The sequence below is a fragment of the Streptomyces sp. NPDC052496 genome, assembly GCF_040679095.1.
Lineage (GTDB): Bacteria > Actinomycetota > Actinomycetes > Streptomycetales > Streptomycetaceae > Streptomyces.
Map to the genome: position 1 here is coordinate 35,195 of NZ_JBFAUH010000019.1, position 22,556 is coordinate 57,750.

A 22,556-nucleotide genomic window follows, 5' to 3' on the forward strand; every position below is an offset into this window, starting at 1 on the left:
CTCCACCGCTCGTCCCGCTCTCCGGTCCTGTCCGCGCCCGTACCGCTCCGCTCCTCACCGCACGTCCGAGGGCCACACCACCTCCGTGATCCCGCGGCTCTCCAGGTACGCCGCGTCCCGCGACCGGCCCGCCAGCACGGCTGCCGCCCGTACGCCCTGGTCCGCCAGCCGCACCCACGCCTCGAAGAAGGGGCCGCCCGGCGCGCACACGGACCGGTGCGGCGCCGTGTCCTCCGCCCCCGCGTCCAGCGCGAGCGCGGTCGTGCGGCGTACCGGACGGGGCGGCGCGGCCCGCAGCCGGGCCGCCGCCTCGGCCACCGCGCGCCCCGCCGGCTTGACCTCGCCGTCCGAGGTGAGCAGCCCGAGCCCGTACTCCAGCTCGGGGAAGTCCGCCAGCTCCCGCGAGACGTCGTGCGAGCACCACCAGGTGATGCCGGAAAGCCCCTCGCAGGTGAGGGCGTTGCCGATGGTGGCGGTGGCGAACGCGGCGGCGTGCTCGGGCGGTACGAGCGGGGCGGGCGCGCCGACCTCCTGGAGCCAGACCGGGCGCGCCGGGTCGTCCGCCCACGCCGCGGCCACCTGGATCAGGTACTCGGCCAGCCGCACCGTCGCCGTCCCGTCGTGGCCGTGCCGCTGGGCGGTGCCGTTGAAGACCCAGGAGTGGATGGTGGTGGCCCGGCCGAGGCGCGCGGCCTGCGCGGGCGTGAAGGGGTGGCCGTCCTGGAACCACACCGCGTCGTACTCCGCGTGGGTGTGCAGCCGCCCCGGCGCGGCCCGCTCGCACACCGCCAGCAGCCGTTCCAGCCACTGCCCGGCCTCCTCGTACGTGCACGGGTCGGGGTCCGGGTGCGGCGGCCCGGAGAACTGGTTCACCTCGTTTCCCAGCGTCATACCCAGGAAGTTGGGACGCCCGGCGAGGGCGGAGGCGAGCGTCTCCAGGTAGCGGGCCGCACCGTCCACCGCCTCCGGGTCGGTGAACATGTTCCGCCGGTGCCAGGTCCGCAGCCAGGACGGCACGAAGTCGAAGCTGGACAGGTGGCCCTGGAGGGCGTCGACGGCGACGTCCAGACCGCACCGGGCGGCGGCGTCCACCAGCTGCCCGAGCTGTTCGACGGCGCGCGGGCGGATGAGGGAACGATTCGGCTGGAAGACCGGCCAGAGGGCGAACACCCGGACGTGGTCCAGGCCGAGCGCCGCGACCGCGTCCAGATCACGGCGTACGGCGTCGAGGTCGAAGTCCAGCCAGTGGTGGAACCAGCCGCTGCTGGGGGTGTAATTGGCGCCGAGACGCGGGGCCGGGGCGGGTGGGTCGGGCGGGTCGGGTGGGCTGGGCGGGCCGGGCAGGTCGGGCGGGTTGGACGGGTCGGACGGGTCGGGCGGCGGTCCTCCGGCAGGCATCGTCACATCGCTTCCCTTCATGTCTTCAGCGCCCCGTCACGTCTCCAGCGCCCCGTCACGTCTTCAGAGCTGCGTCATGTCTTCAACGCCCGTCACGTCTCCAGCGCCCCCTCACGTCTTCAGCGCCCCTTCGCCCACGCCCCGGAAGAAGAACCGCTGGAGGGCGAAGAACAGCGCCATCATCGGGATCAGCGCGGCCATCGCGCCCGCCGCGATGAGCCGCTGGTCGTTGACCGTGGTGGCCCCGGCCAGCGACTTCAGTCCGAGCTGCAACGTGTAGTGATCGCTGTTGGTCAGCACGATCAGCGGCCACAGGAAGTCGTCCCAGGCGCCCATGAAGCTGGTCAGACAGACCACCGCCAAAGCGCCCTTCGCGGCCGGCACGAACACCCTCGTGAAGCGCTGCCACTCGTTGGCCCCGTCCAGAACGGCGGCCTCCTCCACCTCCTTCGGTACGGCGAGGAAGGCGGCGCGCATGATCATCAGGTTGAGCACGGAGACCGCGCCGGGCAGCCAGACGCCGATGAGCGTGTCCACCAGCCCCATCGACCGGACCGTGAGGAACATCGAGATCATCACGGACTCGAAGGGGAACATCAGCGTCGCGACCAGCACCATGAAGACGGTCCGCCGCCCGCGCCACCCGGCCCGCGACAGCGCGTAACCGCCCATCGCGGCGAACACGCAGTTCGAGGTGACGGCCAGCGCCGCGACGATCAGCGTGTTGCCGACGTACTGCACCAGGGGGAAGGACTCGGCGACCCGCACGTAGTTGTCCAGGGTCGGCTGGCTGGGCAGTACGCCCCCGTAGACGTCCTCGCCCCGCCCTTTCAACGAGGTCAGGAACTGCCAGACGATGGGCCCCAGCATCACCACGAGCACCAGGCACAGCGTCAGGTAGCGGCCGGTCAGCCCGGCGACCGCCTTGTGGCCACGGCTGGAGCCACGGCTGGAGCCACGGCTGCGGCCGCGGCCTCCGGCTCGCCGTACACCTGGCGAGGTCGGCGCGCTCACCTCTCGTCCCCCTTCGACAACCGGTGTCCCAGCAGGCTGAAGACCAGCGTCAGCAGGAACAGCAGGATCGATACGGCCGCCGCGTAACCGGTCTCGCCCGCGAAGCCCAGCCCGACCTGCCGGATCAGGAACGGCAGCGTCCGCGCCCCGCCACCGGGCCCGCCGCTCTCCCCGCCGAGGATGTAGATCTCGGTGAACACCCGCAGCGCGGAGATCGCCGACAACGTCCCGACCAGCAGCATCATCGGCTTGACACTCGGGATGGTGATGCTGAAGAAGCGGCGTACGGCACCGGCGCCGTCCAGCGCCGCGGCCTCATACAGCGACGCCGGTACGTTCCCCAGCGCCGCCAAGTAGAAGACCATGTAGTAGCCCAGGCCCTTCCAGATCGTCACGATCATGGCGGACACCAGCAGCATCGTGGAGTCGGTCAGAAACGGGATCGGTCCGGAGATCAGGTGCAGCTTTTCGAACACGGTGTTGACCAGTCCGTCACTGCGCAGCACCCACTGCCAGATCAGTCCGACGACGACCGCCGACGCGATGACAGGCGTGTAGAAGGCCGAGCGGAAGAACCCGATGCCGGGCACCCTCCGCTGTACGAGGACGGCCAGCGCCAGCGGCAGCAGCACCAGACAGGGCACGACCACGGCCAGGTAGACGACGCTGTTGACCGTCGCCGTCCAGAAGTCGGGGTCGTCGAGCGCCCGCCCGTAGTTCTCCAGGCCGACGAACCGGCCGCCGCGCAGGATCTGCGCGTCGGTGAGGGACAGGATGACGGTGTTGACGAACGGCCAGAGGCTGAACAGCACCACCATGACCAGACCCGGCAACAGGAAGAAGTACGGCGTCCACCAGCGGCGGTGCACCAGACCGGTGTCGGCGTCGCGGGCCTGGTCACGGCGGCGGGCGGCGCGGGAGGCGGGGGAGGCGGAGGCGGTGACGGAGACGGGGGCCGCCGGGGCCGTGGGAGCGGTTGCGTGTGTCATACGCGTACCGGGTGCCATCCCCGGTCACTACCGCTTCTGCTTCTGCTGCTGAGCGAGGATCTTGTCAGCCGCTTCCTGCGCGTTCTTGACCGCCGTCGCGGGATCCTCTTCCCCCTTGATCCCCTTCTGCATCTCCCGCACCACCGCGTCACCGACCTGAGTGGTCCACTCCACCGGCGTGTTGGCGTCCAGCTGGGCCGCCTTCAGCTCCTCGGCGCCGATGTTCCGCGCCACCGTCTCGGGGTCCTTGCCGTCGCCCCGGTCGGCGAAGTACGGGGCGGCCAGGCCCTTCGCGTTCGACGGGTAGATCGTCACCTGCTTCGAGAACGCCACCTGGTTCGGCCCGTTGGTCACCCACTTCGCGAACTCGGCCGCCGCGTCCGGATGCTTGGTGTCCTTGCGCACGCCCAGCGACTGCGTGTAGATCCCGATGTGCCGGAGCGTCCCCGTGACGGCCGGGGCCACCTGCGTCTTCGCGTACGCGGACGGGGAGTTGCGCTTGATGTCCTTGAGGACGCCCGGTGACCCGGGCCCGAACACCAGCTTCCCCGCCCCGTAGAGCTGCGCGAGGTCGTCGGCCTTGGTCAGCGACTCCTTCGGCATCGCCCCCATCGCGTACAGCTTCTTCATCCGCTGCACCCACTCGACGGCCTTGGGCGTGTCGAAGGCGAACGCGCTCTTCTCCTTGTTCAGGATCGGCACGCCCATCTTCTGCCAGTCACCGGGCAGCCGCCCCTTCGGATCCGCCATGAACGCGCTGTACCGGCCGCCCGACGCCTTCGCGATCCGCTCCGCCTGGTCGAAGAACTGCTCGACAGTGGTGGGCGGCTTGTGCACGTCGAGCCCGGCCTTGGCGAACAGCTCCTTGTTGTACGTGAGGATCTCGGGCGTCACGTACCAGGGATACGCGTAGACACCGTCCCCCTGGCCCGGCAGCTTGTACTGCTCCCAGGCACCCGGTACGTACTCCTTCGCGACCTTCGGGTCGAGCCGGGCGACGTCCGCGAGCATGCCCCGGTCGCCCAGCAGCTGGAAGGAGTCGGTGTTCAGGTTGATCACGTCCGGCAGCCCGCCGGCCTGCGCGTCGGCGACGAGCTTCTCGTTGTAACCGTCGCCGGGTACGTCCTCCCAGACCACCTTCACGTCCGGGTACTTCTTCTCGAACGCGTCGATGACGCCCTGCACGTAGCCGGTGAAGGTCGGCTTCAACTGGAGCGTACGGAAAGTGATCTCACCGGAGACCTTGCCGGTCCGCTTCGGCTGCCCCTCGGCGGCCGACGACCCTTCGGCACCGCCGACGCCGCAGGCGGCCGTGGCCGACATCAGGGCGGCGGCGAGAGCGGTGGCGAGCACGAGCCGGGAGCGGGTGGGGCGGACGTGATTCCGGGTGGGGCCGTGCTGGCGGTGCTCGCCGTGCTGGCCGTGCTGGCGGTGCTGGCCGTGCTGATCGTTACGTACGGGATCCAAGTGCCTGCGCGTCATGGTCACTCCTGCGTCGGGGGAACGCTTCTGCTCGGGAAGCACGTCCGCGTAGGAGAGCGCTTCCGCGTAGGGAAACCGCGAGGAAACAGCAAAGAACCATGCACGGACCGGCACATGACCGGCCGCGCCGCCGGATGGCGGTGCCAACGTTGTCGTCCGCTTCCCCTTCCGTCAATGCACCCGCCCCGACTTTCCGCCCACCACCCCCGTCGCGCCCCTCCCCACTCCCATCCGGTCCCCTCCGCGCCCCCTCCGCACCACCCCTCCCCTCCTGCACTAATGCGCTAAAGCCGCGACCTCCCCCGCCCGCCGTCTCAATTCCATAACAGCGCCCGCGAGTTCACGCCCCCGCTTGCCCCTGACCCAGCGATTGACTTCCGACCTCCGCCCCGTGATCCTGAAGCACCTAATGCGCTTTAGCCCGGCCGACTAATGCGCTTTAGCGCAGCACGTCGGGCGGAGCGACCGCCCTGACCTCACCGGCCGCACCGACCGGGCTGACCAGGCTGACCAGCCGACCGGAGGAGCTGACGTACGCATTGACCACCGGCCCCCCGCCCTCGAACGCCGCCACCGACGGCCCCCACCACCCCGCCACGCCCCCACGCCGCCGCCCCACCATGAAGGACATCGCCGAACGCGCCGGCGTCTCCCCCTCGGCCGTCTCCTTCGCCCTCAACGACCGCGACGGCGTCTCCCCCGCCACCCGCGCCCGGATCCGCGAGGTCGCCGAGGAGCTGGGCTGGCAGCCCAACAGCGCCGCTCGCGCCCTGTCCGGTGAACGCTCCGGCTGCGTCGGACTCGTCCTCGCCCGCCCCGCCCACACCCTCGGCGTCGAGTCCTTCTTCCTCCAACTCGTCTCCGGCATCCAGGAGACGCTCTCCGCCCACCGCACCGCGCTCCTCTTCCAGGTCGTCGAGGACCTGGACGCCGAGTGCGCGACCTACCGCCGCTGGTGGGCCGAGCGCCGCGTGGACGGTGTCCTGGTGGTCGACCCCCGTACCGAGGATCCCCGCCCGGCCCTCCTGGCCTCCCTCGCCCTGCCGACCGTCGTCATCGGCGACACGGACCCCGGCCCAGGACCGACCCCCGCCCCGGCCCCTCCCCCGTCACCACCGGCACCCCCCACCGCCCCCCTCTCCACCATCTGGGCCGACGACGCCGCCGCGATGCGGTCGATCATCGACCACCTCCACGGACTCGGCCACCGCCGTATCGTGCACATCGCCGGCCTGCCCGGCCTCGCCCACACCGCACGCCGGGTCGCCGCGCTGCGCGCCGAGGCCGCCCGGCTCGGCCTGGACGCCGCCGACGTCCGCTCCGTCTGCACGGACTACTCCGACGAACAGGGCGCCGAGGCCACCCGCCGCCTGCTGGCCGCACCCCGCCCGCCCACCGCGATCGTCTACGACAACGACGTGATGGCCGTGGCCGGCGCCGCCGTCGCCGCCGGCCGTGGCGTCCCCGTACCCGGTGACCTGTCCATCGTCGCCTGGGACGACTCACCCCTGTGCCGCGTGACCCACCCGCGCCTGACCTCACTCGTACGCGACACCGCAGGCTTCGGCCGCCTGGCCGCCCAGGAACTCCTCGCCCTGCTCGACGGCGCCCCCACCCGCCGCCTCCAGGCCGAGCTCCCCCACCTCGAACAACGCGAAAGCACCACCCACGCTCCCTGAAAGCCCGCGTCCTCTCTCCCCCTCCCCTCCCCTCCCCTCCCTCCCTTCCCCTCCTCGGCCCGCCCCACTTCCCCCTCCGCCCCAGCTCACCCCCGTTGAACCCGGCTACCACCCGGTACGGGGAACCTCTGCGCCGTTCGGGCGCCCACCGCGCGTTTCCGGATGCGTTCCCCCGTCCCAGGGCGTGTCCTCGCAACTATGAACTGGCTCCGCAGACGACTCCTGCTGCACGGCGTGGTCCCCGCGGCCCTCGGCACCGTCCTCGGCCTGACCGCGACCGAGGCGGTCCCGGCCGTGGCGGCGGGCCCGTGGACCCGTCCGGTCGCCGTCAATGCCCGCATCAGCTCGCCCTACGGCGTCAAGGGAAACTGGGCCGCCGGCCACCACACCGGCGTGGACTTCGCCGTCCGCACCGGCACGCCGGTCTCCTCGGTCGGCTCCGGCACCGTCGTCCTGGCCAAGCGCTCGGGCGACTACGGCCTGGCCGTCACCATCCACATGACCGACGGTTACTACACCCTCTTCGGCCACCTGTCCCGCATCACGGCCCGCGTCGGCCAGCGCGTACAGGCCGGCACCCGCATCGGCTACAGCGGCGCCACCGGCCGCACCACCGGCCCCCACCTCCACTTCGAGGTCCGCAGAACCCGCCAGTACGGCTCCGACATCAACCCCCTCACCTACCTGGCCCGCCGCGGCATCCGCATCAATCACCGCTCCCTCCCCCACTGACCCTCCCCCGGCCCCCTCCTCCTGCCCCGCTACCCCTCCCCCGCTACCCCTCCCGCTCCGGCAGCCCCTCGACCTCCGCCCGGTCGTACCGGCCGAGCCGTCCCGGCACCAGGCCGTTCCGCTCCGCCGCCACCTCGAACTTCCCGGCCGGCCACCCCAGCAACCCCGCCGCCTCCTTGGCCGTCACGCTCCGCTCCAGCCACCGCTGCCGGTCCCCGACCACCCCCGCGATCAGCTCCCTGTCCAGCCCGTCGAGGCTTTCCAGGCTGAACATCGGATACCCCCGGAACTCCCCCACCGGCCGCAGGTGCCCCTGACCCGCCAGAACGCGTACGTCCTCCCGCTCGACCTCCAGCTCCGTACGCTCGGCCAAGTGCTTCGCCGCGTCGATCGACCCCAGCCCGGGATGGTCGCCGAGCTCTTCCCGGATCTCCGCCACCCGCCCCCGCAGGCCTTCCACGACCTCCCGCGACCAGCGCTTGCCGTCCACGTCCGGGGGCGGGATCATCCCCCGCTGCTCGGCCCGGCCGACCTGCCACCGCTGGAGCTCCAGCTCGCTCGCCAGCTGGTGCGGCCCGAACGACTCCCCCTTGACCGGCTTACGACGCCCGGCCTTCCCGGCCTCCTGCACCGCCGCGTAGTTCTCGTCCCCCACCGCCGCCAGGATCTCCTCCACCCGGTCCGGCAGCGTCTTGGCCACCCCCTCCGACCACCGCTCGTCCCCCACGTCCGGAGGCGGAATCAGCCCCCTGGTCTCGGCACGCCGTACGTGCCGCGGCTCGATCCCCAGCCACTCGGCCAGCTGATGCGGCCCGAACGCCCGTTCCTTGGCCATGCACCCTCCCGTCACCACCGCCATCGGATACCCGATCACGTACCCATGACGAAGCCCCACCGGCCCCGCGAAGACCAACTTTAGGGATTCGCAACGGGATTCACCGGACCCTGTGGACAACCTCGCTCCGCACCGGTCACCCCCTCACGGCATCCCCCACCAGGCATCTCCCGCAGGACGTCAGCGCCTGCTCGCGGCCACCGCGACGATGCCGCCCAGGACCCCGAGCGCCACACACAACGGCGAGTACAGGAAGCTGTTCAACCGCTGGAACTCCACGGCGGCTCCGGAGTTCATGAAGTACCCGCCCACCCCACGGACCAACAGCACCACGGCCAAGCCGTACATCCCCACCAGCCGCAGCCAGTCCGGGCCGATCGCCGGGACGGACCCATTGACCATGAGGGTGAGCACCGCACCACCGATCAGGGCCGCACCCACCAGCATCGTGCTCGACGCCGACGGCATCACACCGTCGTCACTGCCGCCGATCGTCTTGGTGAACGTCACCGCGTCCTTCATCGGCCACGTCGAGAAGGCCCAGACGAAGTGCAGCACCCCGATCCCCGCAAGCACCACCGCCAACCCCACAGGAACCACAGTCCGAACCATATTCAGCGCCTCCCCCATCGCCGCCTGCACAGGAACGAAAGCAGTATGTCAACTGCGGCAGACAGCCCAGCAGTTGGGGCTAGACCACTGCACCGGCCACCCCCAGACACCCATAGGCGCCCAGCTCAGCGCCCGGTCAGCGCCACGGAACAACGAGCCACCACCTCGCACCACACAAGTCACCGCCCGCGGAGACCACACCCCCAACGCAAAGATCCCGCCCGATCAACAGATCGGACGGGATCTCATGAACCACTCCCGAACCACGTCGAGAACAGTCCGTCGGTGGACCTGAGGGGATTCGAACCCCTGACCCCCTCGTTGCGAACGAGGTGCGCTACCAGCTGCGCCACAGGCCCTTGCGACGAGTGAAACTCTAGCATCCTTGTCCGGGTGCTCAAAAATCGCTTCCCGTGCTGGTCAGCTGTGGCCGGGTCACTCGTTCGCGGCGCGGGGGCGGTCGTCGTCGGCGTACTGGTCGAAGAGGGGGGTGCGGCCTCGGGTGCGGCGGCCGGGGGTGGGGCGGCGCTGGGGGTCGGTGGGCGGGGCCGGGTGGCGGGTCTCGGTGGCCGGGCCGGAGCGGGCGGAGCTCCAGGCGTCGTCGGCGTCGAGGTCGACGTGGCTGGTGGCGCGCGGGGCGACCGGGGCCGTGACGTACGTCGGGAGCGGGACCGGGACGGGATCCCAGCCGCCGGGCTCGGTGCGTTCGCGTTCGCGCTGCTGGTCCACCCACTCCGCGTGGTCGGTCTCCTCCACCAGGGCGCGGCGGCCGGCCGTCGACGCCGGCTCGGGGCGGGCGGCGGGCGCGGCGGGGTGCGCCGGGGCGGGGGGCGGGGCGGCGGCGTCCTCAGCGGGGGCTTCGTCGGCGGCGGGCTGCTGGGACGCCTGGGGAGGGCGTGGCCTGCCCTCCCGTAGCCGTTGCGCCGCCGCCTCCGCCTGGCGCTGGTCCATGGTGAAGGTGAAGCGCCGCCGTTCCTGGGCGCGGAGGTAGACGATGTACGCGCTGAGGAGTATGGCGGGGATGGCCGGCGCCCAGAGGAAGGCGAGGCCGCCGACGGCCGCGATGACCGTGCCGACCGTGAAGGCGAGGAAGAGGACCGTGGTGGTGCGCCGGCGCCTGGCCAGCACCTTGGCGCGCTTCATGCGGTCGGCGGTGGGGATCCGTACGGAACCGGGCTTCTTGCCGGGCCGGGCCGCCGGCCCGGACGCGGCGGCACCCGCGGGCGCGGGCCGACCACCGGACGGCGTGCTGCCGGCCGCGGCCGCCTGCTGGCGGGCAGCGGCGGGCGGCACGTCGTCCGCGGGCGCGTCGAAGTCCCGGACGTCGGCCTCCTCGGCCGCGGCGTCCGGCTCACGCGCTTCGCCCGCATCGTCGGTGGGCCGGCCGTCCTGCCCTTCCAGCCCCTTGGCGTAACGGCGCTCCATGGCCGCCCGTCCGGACAGGAGCCGGATGGCGGTACTGAAGCGCTCCGTCGGCCGGGCCTCATTGAGCTCGTCCTGCCTGCGGAGCCACATCGGCACCAAGTAGGCGGCCCAGGCCCCGACGATGACTGCGTAGATGAGGCCGCTGCTGCTCACGTCTCACACGGTAGAGGGGTTTGCAGGGGGCCATCCGCCAATTGAGCCGGTGTGTCGCACGATCTGGCTGATATCTCGAACTTTTTTTGTGATTGTTGAGATCAGCCGCATGCGTTTGTGGCCAATTGGTGAAACTATTCGAACACTTATTTTATTTGTGGGGTGTGCTGGGCTTCTCCCGGTGCCAGCGGTTCAGCAGCCCCTCCGGCACCTCCTCCGCGGTCAGCGCGAATACCAGGTGGTCGCGCCAGGCCCCGTCGATGTGCAGATAGCGCGGCCGCAGCCCCTCCTCCCGAAAGCCGAGTTTCTCCACGACCCGGCGGCTGGGCAGGTTCTCCGGCCGGATGCAGACCTCGATGCGGTGCAGGCCCACCGAGCGGAAGCAGTGGTCGACGGCGAGCGCCACCGCCGTCGGTATGACGCCGCGGCCGGCCACCGCCTCGTCGACCCAGTAACCGACGTGCCCCGAGCACATCGAGCCCCAGGTGATCCCCGCCACCGTCAGCTGCCCGGCCAGCCGGCCGCGGTGCTCGACGACGAACGGCAGCATCCGGCCCGCGTGCGCCTCGGCGCGCAGGTGGCGGACCATCTGGCGGTACGTGGGCCGGTGCGGCACGGGGATGCCCGGCGGGGGCGGCGGGATGGTCGCTTCCCAGGGGCGCAGCCAGTCGCGGTTACGGCGGTTGACCTCGCGCCAGGCCCGTTGGTCGCGCACCTTTATGGGGCGGAGGGCGGTATCGCCGTCCGCCAGTACGACGGGCCAGGAGGCGTTCAGTGTGCGCTCCCGGTGGAGGGGGAGTCCGTGCCCTGGGTGGCACCTGTGTGCGCCGGCGCGTGGTCGCCGCCCCGCAGCTGGTCCACCGCGTGCGGGAGGAGGTCGGCGAGGACGGCCAGGCCGTCGCGTACGCCGCCGGTCGACCCGGGCAGGTTGACGATCAGCGTACGGTCCGCGACCCCGGCCAGGCCGCGGGAGAGCGCGGCGGTGGGCACCTTCGCGCGGCCCGCGGCACGGATCGCCTCGGGGATGCCGGGGACCTCGTAGGCGATGACGCGGCGGGTGGCCTCGGGGGTGCGGTCGGTGGGCGAGATGCCCGTACCGCCGGTGGTCAGGACGACGTCGTACCCGGCGGTGACGGCGGCGCGCAGGGCGGCCTCGACGGGGTCGCCGTCCGGGACCACCTGCGGCCCGTCGACCGCGAACCCCAGGGCGGTCAGGCCCTCGGCGAGCAGCGGCCCGCCCCTGTCCGCGTACACGCCGGCCGCCGCGCGGTTGGAGGCGGTGACGACGAGGGCCCGGGGTGGGGCGGAGGAGGACGAAGGGGACGGGGAGGGGGACAGGGAAGGGGAAGGGTGCGGGTGCTGGTGCTGGTGCCGGGTTGCTCCCGGGCCCGGGTTGGCGGGCGTGGTGGCAGCCGCGCCCGGCGTACCGGTGGCCGTGCCCGGGCCGGGGTTGGGCGTCTCGGTCGCGGGGCGGCCGGTGGCCGTGTCCGGGCCCGGGTTGGGGGTCGTACCGCGCTCGGTGTCCGGTACGGCGTCCGGCCCCGGGTCGGCCGGCGCGCCGCGTACGTCCCGGTCAGAGCCCTTGTCCGCGGTCATGACCGGCTCCAGTGGCCCGACTTGCCGCCGGTTTTCTCCTCGACCCGTACGTCGGTGACGACCGCGCCCTTGTCGACCGCCTTGACCATGTCCACGACCGTCAGGGCGGCGACCGAGACGGCCGTCAGTGCCTCCATCTCGACGCCGGTGCGGTCGGTGGTGCGGACGGTGGCCAGGATCTCGACGGCGTCGTCGGTCACCCGCAGGTCCACCTCGACCCCGGAGACCGCGAGCGGGTGGCACAGCGGGATCAGGTCGGGGGTGCGCTTGGCGCCCATGATGCCCGCGATCCGGGCGGTGGCGAGCGCGTCGCCCTTCGGGACGCCCTCGCCGCGCAGCAGCTCGACGACGCGCGGCGCGACCAGGACACGGCCGCTGGCGCGGGCGGTGCGCGCGGTGACGTCCTTCTGGGACACGTCGACCATGCGGGCCGCGCCCGACGCGTCGAGGTGGGTGAGGTCTTGCTGGCCGCTGCTCATCGTTCTCCCGGTCCGGACCGTGCCGCCTGTGCGACGACACCGTACCCGCAGGCGTCGGCCGCCACCCGGCTACCCGGCGAGGACGGCACGCACGTTCGGTACGGACGGCCCCCCGGCACCGTACGGACACCTCCGTACGGACGGCCCCCCGGCACCATACGGCCACCACCCGCCCCGCCCGATACGGACGGCCCCCACAGCCCCCCCCCACGGACACCGCGGACACCGCGGTCACCGCAGAACACCGCAAACACCACCGACACCCGGGCATCCCCTCGCCCTCACCCCAGCAACACCACCTCCACCTCCGCCCCCTCCGCGACCTCCGTCGTCTCCTCCGGGATCACGATCAGGGCGTTGGCCTGGGCCAAGGCCTTGATCAGGTGGGAGCCGGCGCCGCCGACGGGCGTGACGGTGGTGGTGTCGGCGTCGTACCAGCCGCGCAGGAACTGCCGCTTGCCCTCGGGCGAGGAGGTGACGGGCGCGCCGCAGGTGGCCCGGGAGGTGTGGCGGTGCACGTCGGGCAAGCCCATGAGCGTACGGATGGCGGGGCGTACGAACAGTTCGAAGGAGACGTACGAGCTGACCGGGTTGCCGGGCAGGGCCAGCAGCGGGGTGCGGTCCGGGCCGATGAGGCCGAAGCCCTGCGGCTTGCCGGGCTGCATGGCCAGCTTGCGGAACTCGACGGTGCCCTCCTCGGCGGAGAGGTCGGCGAGCGTCTCCTTGACCACGTCGTACGCGCCGACGCTGACGCCGCCGCTGGTCACCAGGATGTCGGCCCGGATGAGCTGGTCCTCCAGGGTGGCGCGCAGCGTCTCGGCGTCGTCGGCGACCGCGCCGACCCGGTAGGCGATGGCGCCGGCCGCGCGGGCGGCGGCGGTGAGCTGGAAGCTGTTGGAGTCGTGGATCTGGCCGGGGGCCAACTCCTCACCGGGCTGGACCAGTTCGCTGCCGGTGGACAGGACCACGACCCGGGGGCGCGGCCGGACCCGGACCGTGGCGCGCCCGATGGCGGCCAGCAGGCCGGTCTGGGCGGGGCCGAGGACGGTGCCGGCCTTCAGGGCCAGTTCGCCGGCCGGGACGTCGCTGCCCCGGGCGCGTACGTGCTGCCGCTCCTCGACCGGGCGGTGGATCCGGACCTCGCCGCCCGCGGCCTCGGGCGCGGCGCTGTGCGCGCGCATCGCCTCGGCGGGTCCGCGGCCCGTACCGCCGTCGGTCCACTCCACCGGTACGACGGCCTCCGCGCCGGGCGGCAGCGGCGCGCCGGTCATGATGCGGGCGGCCTCGCCGGGGCCGACGGCGGGCAGTTCGGCGCTGCCCGCCGCGACGTCACCGACCACCGTCAGGGCGGCGGGGAACTCCTCGGTGGCGCCCGCCACGTCGGCGACGCGGACCGCGTACCCGTCCATGGAGCTGTTGTCGAACGGCGGCAGGGCGGCGGGCACGGTGACGTCCTCCACCAGGACGCACCCCTGCGCGTCGAGGAGGTGGAGGTCGATCGGCTCCAGCGGGTGGATCTTGGACAGTACGTCTTCGAGGTGGTCGGCCACCGACCAGACGCGTTCCTGGTGGGTGATCCGGTCGGTGGTGGCGCTCACGGTGTCACATCTCCTCGCTGACGAAGCTGCGCAGCCAGGTCCGGAACTCCGGGCCCAGGTCCTCACGTTCGCACGCCAGTCTGACAATGGCGCGGAGGTAGTCGCCACGGTCGCCGGTGTCATAGCGGCGCCCCTTGAAGACCACGCCGTGCACGGGTCCTCCGAGGGACGGGTCGGCGGCGAGCGCCTGGAGGGCGTCGGTGAGCTGGATCTCGCCGCCGCGTCCGGGCTCGGTGGTGCGCAGCACCTCGAAGACGGCCGGGTCCAGGACGTAGCGGCCGATGATGGCGAGGTTGCTGGGCGCGTCGGCCGGATCGGGCTTTTCGACCAGGTCGGAGACGAGTACGACGTCGTCGTCGCCGTCCGGTACCGCAGCGGCGCATCCGTACAGGTGGATCTGCGCCGGGTCGACCTCCATGAGGGCGATGACCGAGCCGCCGTGCTGCTCCTGCACCTCGATCATGCGCCGGAGCAGCGGGTCGCGGGGGTCGATCAGGTCGTCGCCGAGCATGACCGCGAAGGGCTGGTCGCCGACGTGCGGGGCGGCGCACAGGACGGCGTGGCCGAGGCCCTTGGGGTCGCCCTGGCGGACGTAGTGCATGGTGGCCAGGTCGCTGGACTCCTGGACGCGGGCGAGGCGCGATTCGTCACCCTTGCGGTCGAGGGCTTCTTCGAGCTCGTAATTGCGGTCGAAATGGTCTTCGAGGGGACGTTTGTTGCGCCCGGTGACCATCAGGACATCGCTGAGTCCGGCGGTGGCGGCCTCCTCCACGACGTACTGGATGGCGGGTTTGTCGACGACCGGCAGCATCTCCTTGGGCGTGGCCTTGGTCGCCGGGAGGAAGCGTGTCCCGAGACCGGCTGCCGGAATGACAGCCTTGGTGATCCGCGTACGCGATGGAGTCATGCGGATCACGATAACCGGCACTTTGCGCCGGAAGATGGGGTCCTGAGAACGGGCCACAGAAGCGGGAGCGACGGCGCATCATGAGCGGTTACGACGGTAGGAAGCGTGCGTTGCGGCGCACCCTCCTGGACGTGAGGGCCCAGTTGCCGGCCGGTGAAATCCAGGCGGCGGGGGCGGTGCTGGCGCGCCGTGCGCTGGCCTTGCCGGAGGTGGCGGGGGCGGGCACGGTCGCCGCGTACGTGTCGGTGGGGCGCGAGCCGTCCACGCTCGCGCTGCTGGACCAGCTGCACGCGGCCGGGGTGCGGGTGCTGCTGCCCGTACTGCTGCCGGACGACGACCTGGACTGGGCCGCGTACGACGGCGCCGAGAACCTGGTACCCGCCGGACGGGGCCTGCGGGAGCCCGCCGGGCCCCGGCTGGGCCCGCAGGCCGTCACCGGGGCGGACGCGGTGCTGCTGCCGGGGCTCGCGGTGGACCGGCGCGGGATGCGGCTCGGGCGCGGCGGCGGGTCGTACGACCGGGTCCTGGAGCGGCTGGCGAAGGCGGGCGCGCGGCCGGCGAAGGTGGTGCTGCTGTACGACGCGGAGGTGCTGGCGGAGGTGCCGGCCGAGGAGCACGACCGGCCGGTGGACGTGGCGGTGACGCCGGGGGGCGTGCGGCGGTTCGCCCCGTAGACGGGACCGGGCGGGCCCGAAGACCTTGAGAGTCTTCGGGCCCGCCCGGCGTACGTGGTCAGCGGCCCGTCACGGCGACAGCGTCAGCGTGTCCTCGGCCGCGGCCTTGACGGCCTTCTGGGAGAAGGCCCACGGGAGCAGTTCGCCCTTGGCCCACTTGTCCGTCTGGTCGTAGTAGTGCGCGCTGTACGCGTGCCCGGAGGCGCCCGTCAGGTTGATCCAGCGCGACTTGTCCAAGTCGGCCAGGTTGACCACCATCCGCATCGACGGCACCCAGGTGACCCCGTAGCCGCCGGCCGCGTTCCAGCCGGTGGCGTCGACGGCCGCCTCGCCGCCGCCCAGGTTCCAGGGGCCGCGGTTGAACAGGCCCTGGAGGAAGCCCGGGCCGCTGGTGCCCAGGGTCTGGTTCTTCAGGAACATCTGGTGCAGGCGGCCCCAGCTCCAGTTGTCGACGTTCTTGCCCAGCTTGCTGGTCAGCTCGTAGCGCGCGTCGCGCATGGCGTGCGCGAGGAGCTGGTCGCGGTTGGCGTCCAGGACGCGGCCGGGCCGGGACTCGGTCTTCCACCAGTCGTTCTTCGGGTCCTCCAGGATGGACCGGACGACCTCGTACCAGCGGTCGCCGCCGTCGGGCTGCGCCTGGTCGGGGGCGCGCTCGCCGCACTCGCGCACCAGCTTGTCCTGGTCGTCGGCCGGGCCGGTGTCGTCGGCCGGGCGGACGTTGAGGCACTGGCCGTCGACCCGCAGCTCCTTGGGCATCTTGTTGCCGAAGGCCAGCTTGAGGGTGTTGCGCCAGACCGCGTTGAAGTACGCGGCGGCGGCCGAGTCGGGCTCCTGGGTGTAGTCCCAGCCCTCCAGCAGCTTCTGCGCCTCGCGGACGTAGGCGTTGTCCACGTCGATCTTCAGCAGGTAGGGCGTCAGCAGCTTGGCGATCTCGCTGCTGTTGTCCATCTGCATGGTCTGCATGTCATCCGTCGAGATCTTGCCGCCGTCCTTGATCTTCGACTGGATGAGGTCGTTGATCCGCTGGCTGCGAGCGCCGTAGCCCCAGTCCTTGGTCAGCAGGTAGGGGTACTTGTCCGGGTCGATGACGGCCTGGTTGGCGGTGACGATGTAGCCGCGGGCCGGGTTGTACTCGTTGGGCAGCGCCTTCTGGGGCACGTACCCGTCCCAGCGGGCCTTGGGATCCCACCCGGGGGCGGGCAGGGTGCCGTCGTGGCCCTTGCCGCGGACCGGGATCCGGCCGGGCGCCTGGTAGCCGATGTTGCCCTTGGTGTCGGCGTAGATCAGGTTCTGCGAGGGCACCTCGAAGTGCGCGGCGGCCTTGCGGAAGTCCGTCCAGTTCCTGGCCCGGTTCAACTCGAAGACCGCGTCCATCGACTTGCCCGGGTCCAGGGCGGTCCAGCGCAGCGAGATGCCGTACCCGTCGCCGCGGTCCGGGGCCGCGTTGCCGACCGGGGCGTGCTTGCCGACCTTGGTCAGCTCGTCGTCGCGGTCGGAGATCAGCGGGCCGTTGTCGGTCGAGCGGACGGTGATCTCGCGGTCCGCGCCGCCGGCGACCTTGATGGTCTCCTTGCGGGTCTTGTACGGCTGGAGCTTGTCGCCCGACAGGTAGCCGTTGGCGTTGATCTTCTCCAGGTACAGGTCGGTGACGTCGGCGCCGAGGTTGGTCATGCCCCAGGAGATGTCCTGGTTGTGACCGATGATCACGCCCGGCATTCCGGAGAAGGTGTAACCGGAGACGTCGTAGTTGCACTTGGCGCTGGTGGTGCGGCAGTGCAGGCCCATCTGGTACCAGAGCGACGGCATCTGGGGGGCCAGGTGCGGGTCGTTGGCGAGCAGCGGCTTGCCGGTGGTGGTGTGGGCGCCGGAGACGACCCAGGAGTTGGAGCCGATGCCGTTGCCGTTGGGGCCGAGCAGGGCCGGGATCTTCTCCAGGGACTTGGAGACCGAGGAGAGCTGGGTCTTGACGCCCTGGGTGGCGGAGGCGGCGGAGTTGATGCCGGTGCCACCGCCGGTGCCGGTGCCGTTTCCGGTCCCCGCGCCGGTGCCGGTCCCCGAGCCCGTACGCGTACCGGCGCCGTTCCCCGTACCGGCGCCCGGCCCCGTACCCGCGCCCTGGCCCGAGCTGTTCTGCGCGCCGCCGCTCGGCGTGGCCTTCGCGTCGAAGTCCTTGGTGGCCGGGTCGACCGCGCCGCCCTCGACGATCGGCTTGTTCCGCTTGGCCGGGTACTTCGGGTAGAGCTGGTCGATCTGCGTCGGGCTGAAGCGGCTGGACAGCAGGGCGCGGTCGATCTCGTCCTGCATGTTGCCGCGCAGGTCCCAGGCCATGGCCTTGAGCCAGGCCACCGAGTCGACCGGGGTCCACTTCTGCGGCTTGTAGTCGTTCTGGAAGCCGAGCGCCGCGTACTCCAGGGAGAGCGCCGAGCCCTCGTGGTCCTTCAGGTACGCGTTGACGCCGTCGGAGTACGCCTGGAGGTACTTCTTCGTCTGCGGGGACAGCTTGGTGTCGTACTCCTGCTGCGCGACGTGGTGCCAGCCGAGCGTGCGCAGGAAGGCGTCGGTGTCGACCTGGCTCTGGCCGAACATCTCCGAGAGGCGGCCGGCCGTCATGTGGCGGCGTACGTCCATCTCCCAGAAGCGGTCCTGGGCCTGTACGAAGCCCTGGGCGCGGAAGAGGTCCTCGTCGGTGTCGGCGTAGATCTGCGGAATGCCGTTGCCGTCGCGGGAGACGTCGACAGGGGCGCTCAGACCGGCCAACTTCAGGGAACCGGTGGTCTGCGGGTACGAGGCGCGGACGGTGCTGACGCCCCAGTACGCGCCGTAGCCGATGCCCGCCACGAGCAGAAGCACGACCGTGATCGCGACGAGGCGGCCGCGCCGCCCCTTCTTCTTCGGCTTCTTCGCAGCCTTGTCAGGGGCGGGGGCGGACTTGTTGGCGGGCATCTCTGTCCTTCGAGGGGCAGGGTGGGAGTGCTGGAGCAACCATAGGCGCACGGGTCCGCCGAGCCCTACGCGGTGTAGCCGCCGGCACCTCGAAGTTTCAAGCAATGGTAAATTGTTAGCCTCAGTAACTAGATACAGTAAGGAAAGCCAGCCCGCCCAGCCCTGTGCCCGTTCCCGTGCCTGACGGCCCGCCACGAGGAAGGACCAGTCCTGACTGTCGACCGCCTCAACGAACTTCTGCTGATCTGCGCCCTCGTCCTGCTCGTCGCGGTGGTGGCGGTGCGCCTCTCCTCCCGCAGCGGACTGCCCAGCCTGCTCATCTACCTGGGGATAGGCATCGCCATAGGGCAGGACGGGTTCGGCGGTGTCGTCTTCGACAACGCCGAGCTGACCCAGATACTGGGCTACACCGCGCTGGTCGTCATCCTGGCCGAGGGCGGCCTCGGCACGAAGTGGAAAGAGATCAGACCCGCGCTGCCCAGGGCCGCGGTGCTCTCCACGTTCGGTGTCGCGGTGAGCGTGGGGGTCACCGCGGCCGGCGCGCACTACCTGGTCGGCCTGGACTGGCGGCAGGCGCTCCTCATCGGCGCGGTGGTCTCCTCGACGGACGCCGCGGCGGTCTTCTCCGTACTGCGCAATGTCCCGCTGCCCGCCCGGCTGACCGGCGTCCTGGAAGCCGAGTCCGGCTTCAACGACGCCCCCGTGGTCATCCTCGTCGTCGCGTTCTCCACCGCGGGACCGGTGGAGCACTGGTACGTCCTGATCGGCGAGATCGCCCTGGAGCTGGCGATCGGCGCGGCCATAGGCCTGGCCATCGGCTGGCTGGGCGCGTACGGGATGCGGCACGTGGCGCTGCCCGCTTCCGGTCTGTACCCGATCGCCGTGATGGCCATCGCGGTCTCCGCCTACGCGGCGGGCGCGCTGGCGCACGGCTCCGGCTTCCTCGCGGTCTACCTGGCCGCGCTGATCCTCGGCAACGCGAAACTGCCGCACTCGGCCGCCACCCGCGGCTTCGCCGAGGGACTCGGCTGGATCGGCCAGATCGGCATGTTCGTCCTGCTCGGACTGCTGGTCACCCCGCACACGCTCTTCGACGACGCGGTGCCGGCGCTGATCATCGGCCTGATCCTGACGATCGTCGCCCGGCCGATGTCGGTCTTCCTCGGGCTGCTGCCCTTCAAGGTGCCCTGGCGGGAGAAGGCGCTGCTGTCGTGGGCCGGGCTGCGCGGCGCCGTACCGATCGTGCTGGCCACCATCCCCATGGTGGGCGGCGTGCCCGGCAGCGACCGGGTCTTCAACATCGTCTTCATCCTGGTCGTCGTCTACACCCTGATCCAGGGCCCGACGCTGCCCTGGCTGGCCAGGAAGCTGCGCCTGGGGGACGACGAGGAGGCCGCCGACCTCGGCATCGAGTCGGCGCCGCTGGAGCGGCTGCGCGGCCATCTGCTGTCCACCACGATCAGCGTCAAGTCGCGGATGCACGGTGTGGAGATCAGCGAACTGCGGCTGCCCCCGGGCGCCGCGGTGACCCTCGTCGTACGGGACGGCACCAGCTTCGTCCCGTCGCCGACGACCGTACTGCGGCGCGGGGACGATCTGCTGGTCGTGGCCACGGACCCGGTACGCGACGCGGTCGAGAACCGGCTCCAGGCCGTCTCCCAGCACGGCAAGCTGGCCGGCTGGCTGGCGCCGGGCGCACCGGGCGGGCGGCGGCCCGTCAAGAAGGTGGGCGTCCGGCCGGGCGACCGGTCCGGCGAGCGCCCCGTGAGCACGTCCGGGAAGGCCGGCAAGCACCCGGACGGCAGGACCGGGACCGGAGGGCGGCCGCCGCACACGCCGGCGCGGTGAGCGGGGCGTCCCCGGTGAGCGCGGCGGTGTGAGATACGCGGGAAACCCCGGCTGACCCCCGGGTTTCCCGCGCATCGGCCTGTACTATGAATGCGCAATCAAAGGAACCAACTCTGCCTGACGCAGAGCTGGCGCGACCGCTCGGCGGCCGCGGTCCCCTGCCACACGCAGCCACCTCCCCGGTGCGGACCACGCGGTATCACTCGGTCCTGCGCGAGAGGACAGCTCTCGGCGCGCACACCCCGTGACAACCTCGCGGGCAGCGCGCTACCAGGCGGTAGAAAGGCTCGGCCGTGGCATCCGCGGTCAAGGACAACGCGGGCAAGGGCGCGCAGGGCGAGGCCGCCCCCCAGAACACCTCCCAGGAGCAGGTTTCCGCCAAGGAAGCCCGCCCCGGTTACGGGCAGCTGCTGCGTACCCCCGGCGCCTGGGCGTTCCTGCTGCCGGGCTTCCTGGCCCGCCAGCCCTTCGCGATGCTGACGTTCAGCATCCTGCTGCTCGTCCAGCACACCACCGGCTCGTACGGCACCGCCGGTGTCGTCTCGGCGGTCACCGGCGTCTCGATGGCGCTGTTCGCGCCGCAGAGCGGCAAGCTGGCGGACCGCTTCGGGCAGCGCGCGGTACTCGTACCCGGCGTACTGGTGCACGCGGCGGCGGTCGCCGCGATGATCACGCTGGCGCTGTCGCACGCGCCGCTGTGGGCGCTGCTGGTCATCGCCGTACCGACCGGCGCCTCGACGCCGCAGATCGGCCCCATGGTGCGCTCCCGGTGGGCCGCCAAGCTGACCGGTACGCCCCTGATGCCGACCTCCACCGCCTTCGAGTCGGTGACCGACGAGTTCACCTTCGTCGTCGGCTCGGTGCTGGCGACCGCGCTGTGCACCGGCATCCACCCGGCGGCCGGCCTGGTCGCCGAAGGCGCCCTGACGCTGGGCGGCGGCCTGCTGTTCGCGGCGCAGCGGCGCAGCCAGCCGCCGGTGCACCGGTCGGCGGACAGCTCCGCCAAGCGCGTCTCGGCGCTGTCGGTGCCGGGTCTGCGGGTCCTGATCGCGGGCCTCTTCGGCATCGGCACGGTCTTCGGCGGCATGCAGGTCTCCCTGACGGCCTTCGCCGAGGACATCGGGCAGCCCGGCATCAACGGCCTGCTGTACGGGGTCTTCGCGGCGGGCAACATGCTGGCCGGCATCGTGTGCGGCGCGATCGCCTGGAAGGTCGGTCCCCGGCGCCGCCTGCTGGTCGGGTACGGGCTGCTGACGCTGATGACCACCCCGCTGTGGGCGGTCGGCGTGGCACCGCTGATGGGCGGGGCGGGCCTGCTGGTCGGCCTGTGCATCGCCCCGGCACTGATCACCGGCTACACGCTGGTCGACTCGCTGGTGCCGGCCGCCGCCCGTACGGAGGCGTTCACGTGGCTGACCGGCGCGGTCGGCCTCGGCCAGGCGGCGGCGTCGACGATCGCCGGTCTGCTGGCGGACCACTTCGGTCCGCACTCCGGATTCCTGGTGCCGCTGTGCGGTACGGGCCTGGCGCTGGTGGTGCTGGCGGTGTTCCGGGGACACCTGGTGCCGCGCTCCGAAACACGGGTCGTCGGACGTGGGGTCGGTCACCGCACACCGGCAACAGTGGACTGACGGGCCGGAATACTGCACTATGGAGCGTCGTTAGCACTCATCGAGTGAGAGTGCCAGGAGGAAGTCACAGTGCCGACCTACCAGTATCAGTGCACCGCGTGCGGCGAGGGCCTTGAGGCGGTGCAGAAGTTCACCGACGACGCGCTCACCGAGTGCCCCGCCTGCCAGGGACGCCTCAAGAAGGTGTTCTCCGCGGTCGGCATCGTGTTCAAGGGCTCCGGGTTCTACCGGAACGACAGCCGCGGCTCGTCGTCCAGCAGCACCCCCGCGTCGAGCTCGTCCTCGTCGTCGAGTTCCTCGTCGTCCTCGGACTCCGGGTCCTCCTCGTCCTCCTCCGGCAGCGAGTCGAAGTCGTCCGCCGGTTCGTCGAGCTCCTCGGGTACGAGCGCCGGCTCGGCACCGAAGACCTCGGCCGCCTGAGCGGCGCCACGGCTCGCCCAGCAGCACCCCGGCCGCCCGCGCGACCGGCACCTCTTCGCGGTAGCCCCGCCGTCCTGGACGGCGGGGCTACGGGCGTTCCGGGACGCCCCCTGACGTGCGCGCTTGAGGCACCCTCCCCGG

19 protein-coding genes and 1 tRNA gene are annotated in these 22,556 nt (G+C 71.7%); 6 read left to right on the forward strand and 14 right to left on the reverse strand.

Features of this window, described 5'->3' with window-relative positions; genetic code table 11:
* Window positions 1-54: 54 nt before the first annotated feature.
* From AB0L45_RS24575 to AB0L45_RS24590, 4 genes are all read right to left on the reverse strand, one after another.
* Window positions 55-1,398, reverse strand: a complete 1,344-nt coding sequence (locus AB0L45_RS24575; protein ID WP_365843354.1) for a glycosyl hydrolase — start codon at window positions 1,396-1,398, stop codon at window positions 55-57.
* A gap of 111 nt (window positions 1,399-1,509) precedes the next feature.
* Window positions 1,510-2,412: a carbohydrate ABC transporter permease gene (locus AB0L45_RS24580; protein ID WP_365843356.1), complete on the reverse strand. Its 903-nt coding sequence runs from the start codon at window positions 2,410-2,412 to the stop codon at window positions 1,510-1,512.
* Complete coding sequence (locus AB0L45_RS24585; protein WP_365843602.1) at window positions 2,409-3,230, reverse strand: sugar ABC transporter permease; 822 nt, start codon at window positions 3,228-3,230, stop codon at window positions 2,409-2,411. The genes AB0L45_RS24580 and AB0L45_RS24585 overlap by 4 nt, the downstream gene beginning before the upstream one ends.
* Window positions 3,231-3,428: 198 nt before the next feature.
* A complete protein-coding gene (locus AB0L45_RS24590; RefSeq protein WP_365843358.1) occupies window positions 3,429-4,883 on the reverse strand; it encodes a sugar ABC transporter substrate-binding protein in 1,455 nt (484 codons plus the stop codon).
* 620 nt (window positions 4,884-5,503) lie between these two features.
* Between AB0L45_RS24590 and AB0L45_RS24595 the strand changes: the two genes are divergently transcribed.
* Window positions 5,504-6,562, forward strand: a complete 1,059-nt coding sequence (locus tag AB0L45_RS24595; protein WP_365843604.1) for a LacI family DNA-binding transcriptional regulator — start codon at window positions 5,504-5,506, stop codon at window positions 6,560-6,562.
* 198 nt (window positions 6,563-6,760) lie between these two features.
* Window positions 6,761-7,294, forward strand: coding sequence for a M23 family metallopeptidase (locus tag AB0L45_RS24600; protein ID WP_365843360.1), 534 nt, complete (start codon window positions 6,761-6,763; stop codon window positions 7,292-7,294).
* A gap of 43 nt (window positions 7,295-7,337) precedes the next feature.
* On the opposite strand, the gene AB0L45_RS24605 is transcribed toward AB0L45_RS24600, so the two are convergent.
* The 9 genes from AB0L45_RS24605 to galU all read right to left on the reverse strand — a co-directional run bounded on the left by AB0L45_RS24605 (window position 7,338) and on the right by galU (window position 14,899).
* On the reverse strand, window positions 7,338-8,129 hold the full coding sequence (locus AB0L45_RS24605) for a hypothetical protein (protein WP_365843362.1): 792 nt from the start codon (window positions 8,127-8,129) through the stop codon (window positions 7,338-7,340).
* A 180-nt stretch (window positions 8,130-8,309) separates the two neighbouring features.
* Entirely contained in the window at window positions 8,310-8,729 is a 420-nt protein-coding gene (locus AB0L45_RS24610) for a DUF3995 domain-containing protein (RefSeq protein WP_365843364.1), read from the reverse strand.
* Between the two features lie 298 nt (window positions 8,730-9,027).
* A tRNA-Ala gene (locus tag AB0L45_RS24615) sits at window positions 9,028-9,100 on the reverse strand.
* A 76-nt stretch (window positions 9,101-9,176) separates the two neighbouring features.
* Window positions 9,177-10,319, reverse strand: a complete 1,143-nt coding sequence (glpR, locus tag AB0L45_RS24620) for a gephyrin-like molybdotransferase receptor GlpR (RefSeq protein WP_365843366.1) — start codon at window positions 10,317-10,319, stop codon at window positions 9,177-9,179.
* A 151-nt stretch (window positions 10,320-10,470) separates the two neighbouring features.
* Window positions 10,471-11,094: a GNAT family protein gene (locus tag AB0L45_RS24625; protein ID WP_365843606.1), complete on the reverse strand. Its 624-nt coding sequence runs from the start codon at window positions 11,092-11,094 to the stop codon at window positions 10,471-10,473.
* Complete coding sequence (locus tag AB0L45_RS24630; RefSeq protein WP_365843608.1) at window positions 11,091-11,657, reverse strand: MogA/MoaB family molybdenum cofactor biosynthesis protein; 567 nt, start codon at window positions 11,655-11,657, stop codon at window positions 11,091-11,093. Before AB0L45_RS24630 ends, AB0L45_RS24625 begins: the two co-directional genes overlap by 4 nt.
* A 254-nt stretch (window positions 11,658-11,911) precedes the next feature.
* Window positions 11,912-12,394 (reverse strand): cyclic pyranopterin monophosphate synthase MoaC, encoded by a 483-nt coding sequence (gene moaC / locus AB0L45_RS24635; RefSeq protein WP_365843368.1) that lies wholly within the window; start codon window positions 12,392-12,394, stop codon window positions 11,912-11,914.
* Between the two features lie 281 nt (window positions 12,395-12,675).
* The gene (glp, locus tag AB0L45_RS24640) at window positions 12,676-13,992 is read right to left on the reverse strand and encodes a gephyrin-like molybdotransferase Glp (RefSeq protein ID WP_365843370.1); all 1,317 of its coding nucleotides are present in this window, start codon (window positions 13,990-13,992) and stop codon (window positions 12,676-12,678) included.
* Window positions 13,993-13,996: 4 nt separating this feature from the next.
* On the reverse strand, window positions 13,997-14,899 hold the full coding sequence (gene galU / locus AB0L45_RS24645) for a UTP--glucose-1-phosphate uridylyltransferase GalU (RefSeq protein WP_365843372.1): 903 nt from the start codon (window positions 14,897-14,899) through the stop codon (window positions 13,997-13,999).
* Between the two features lie 80 nt (window positions 14,900-14,979).
* On the opposite strand from galU, the gene AB0L45_RS24650 reads away from it, so the two are divergent.
* Window positions 14,980-15,573 (forward strand): 5-formyltetrahydrofolate cyclo-ligase, encoded by a 594-nt coding sequence (locus tag AB0L45_RS24650; RefSeq protein WP_365843374.1) that lies wholly within the window; start codon window positions 14,980-14,982, stop codon window positions 15,571-15,573.
* Window positions 15,574-15,642: 69 nt separating this feature from the next.
* Here the strand turns inward: AB0L45_RS24650 and AB0L45_RS24655 are convergent, their stop codons facing one another.
* The gene (locus AB0L45_RS24655; RefSeq protein WP_365843376.1) at window positions 15,643-18,516 is read right to left on the reverse strand and encodes a penicillin acylase family protein; all 2,874 of its coding nucleotides are present in this window, start codon (window positions 18,514-18,516) and stop codon (window positions 15,643-15,645) included.
* Window positions 18,517-18,786: 270 nt separating this feature from the next.
* Between AB0L45_RS24655 and AB0L45_RS24660 the strand changes: the two genes are divergently transcribed.
* The 3 genes from AB0L45_RS24660 (at window position 18,787) to AB0L45_RS24670 (ending at window position 22,415) form a co-directional block, all read left to right on the forward strand.
* Window positions 18,787-20,364, forward strand: coding sequence for a potassium/proton antiporter (locus tag AB0L45_RS24660; RefSeq protein ID WP_365843378.1), 1,578 nt, complete (start codon window positions 18,787-18,789; stop codon window positions 20,362-20,364).
* A 407-nt stretch (window positions 20,365-20,771) separates the two neighbouring features.
* Window positions 20,772-21,995 (forward strand): MFS transporter, encoded by a 1,224-nt coding sequence (locus tag AB0L45_RS24665; RefSeq protein WP_365843609.1) that lies wholly within the window; start codon window positions 20,772-20,774, stop codon window positions 21,993-21,995.
* A 69-nt stretch (window positions 21,996-22,064) separates the two neighbouring features.
* Window positions 22,065-22,415: an FmdB family zinc ribbon protein gene (locus tag AB0L45_RS24670; protein WP_365843380.1), complete on the forward strand. Its 351-nt coding sequence runs from the start codon at window positions 22,065-22,067 to the stop codon at window positions 22,413-22,415.
* Window positions 22,416-22,556: the final 141 nt, after the last annotated feature.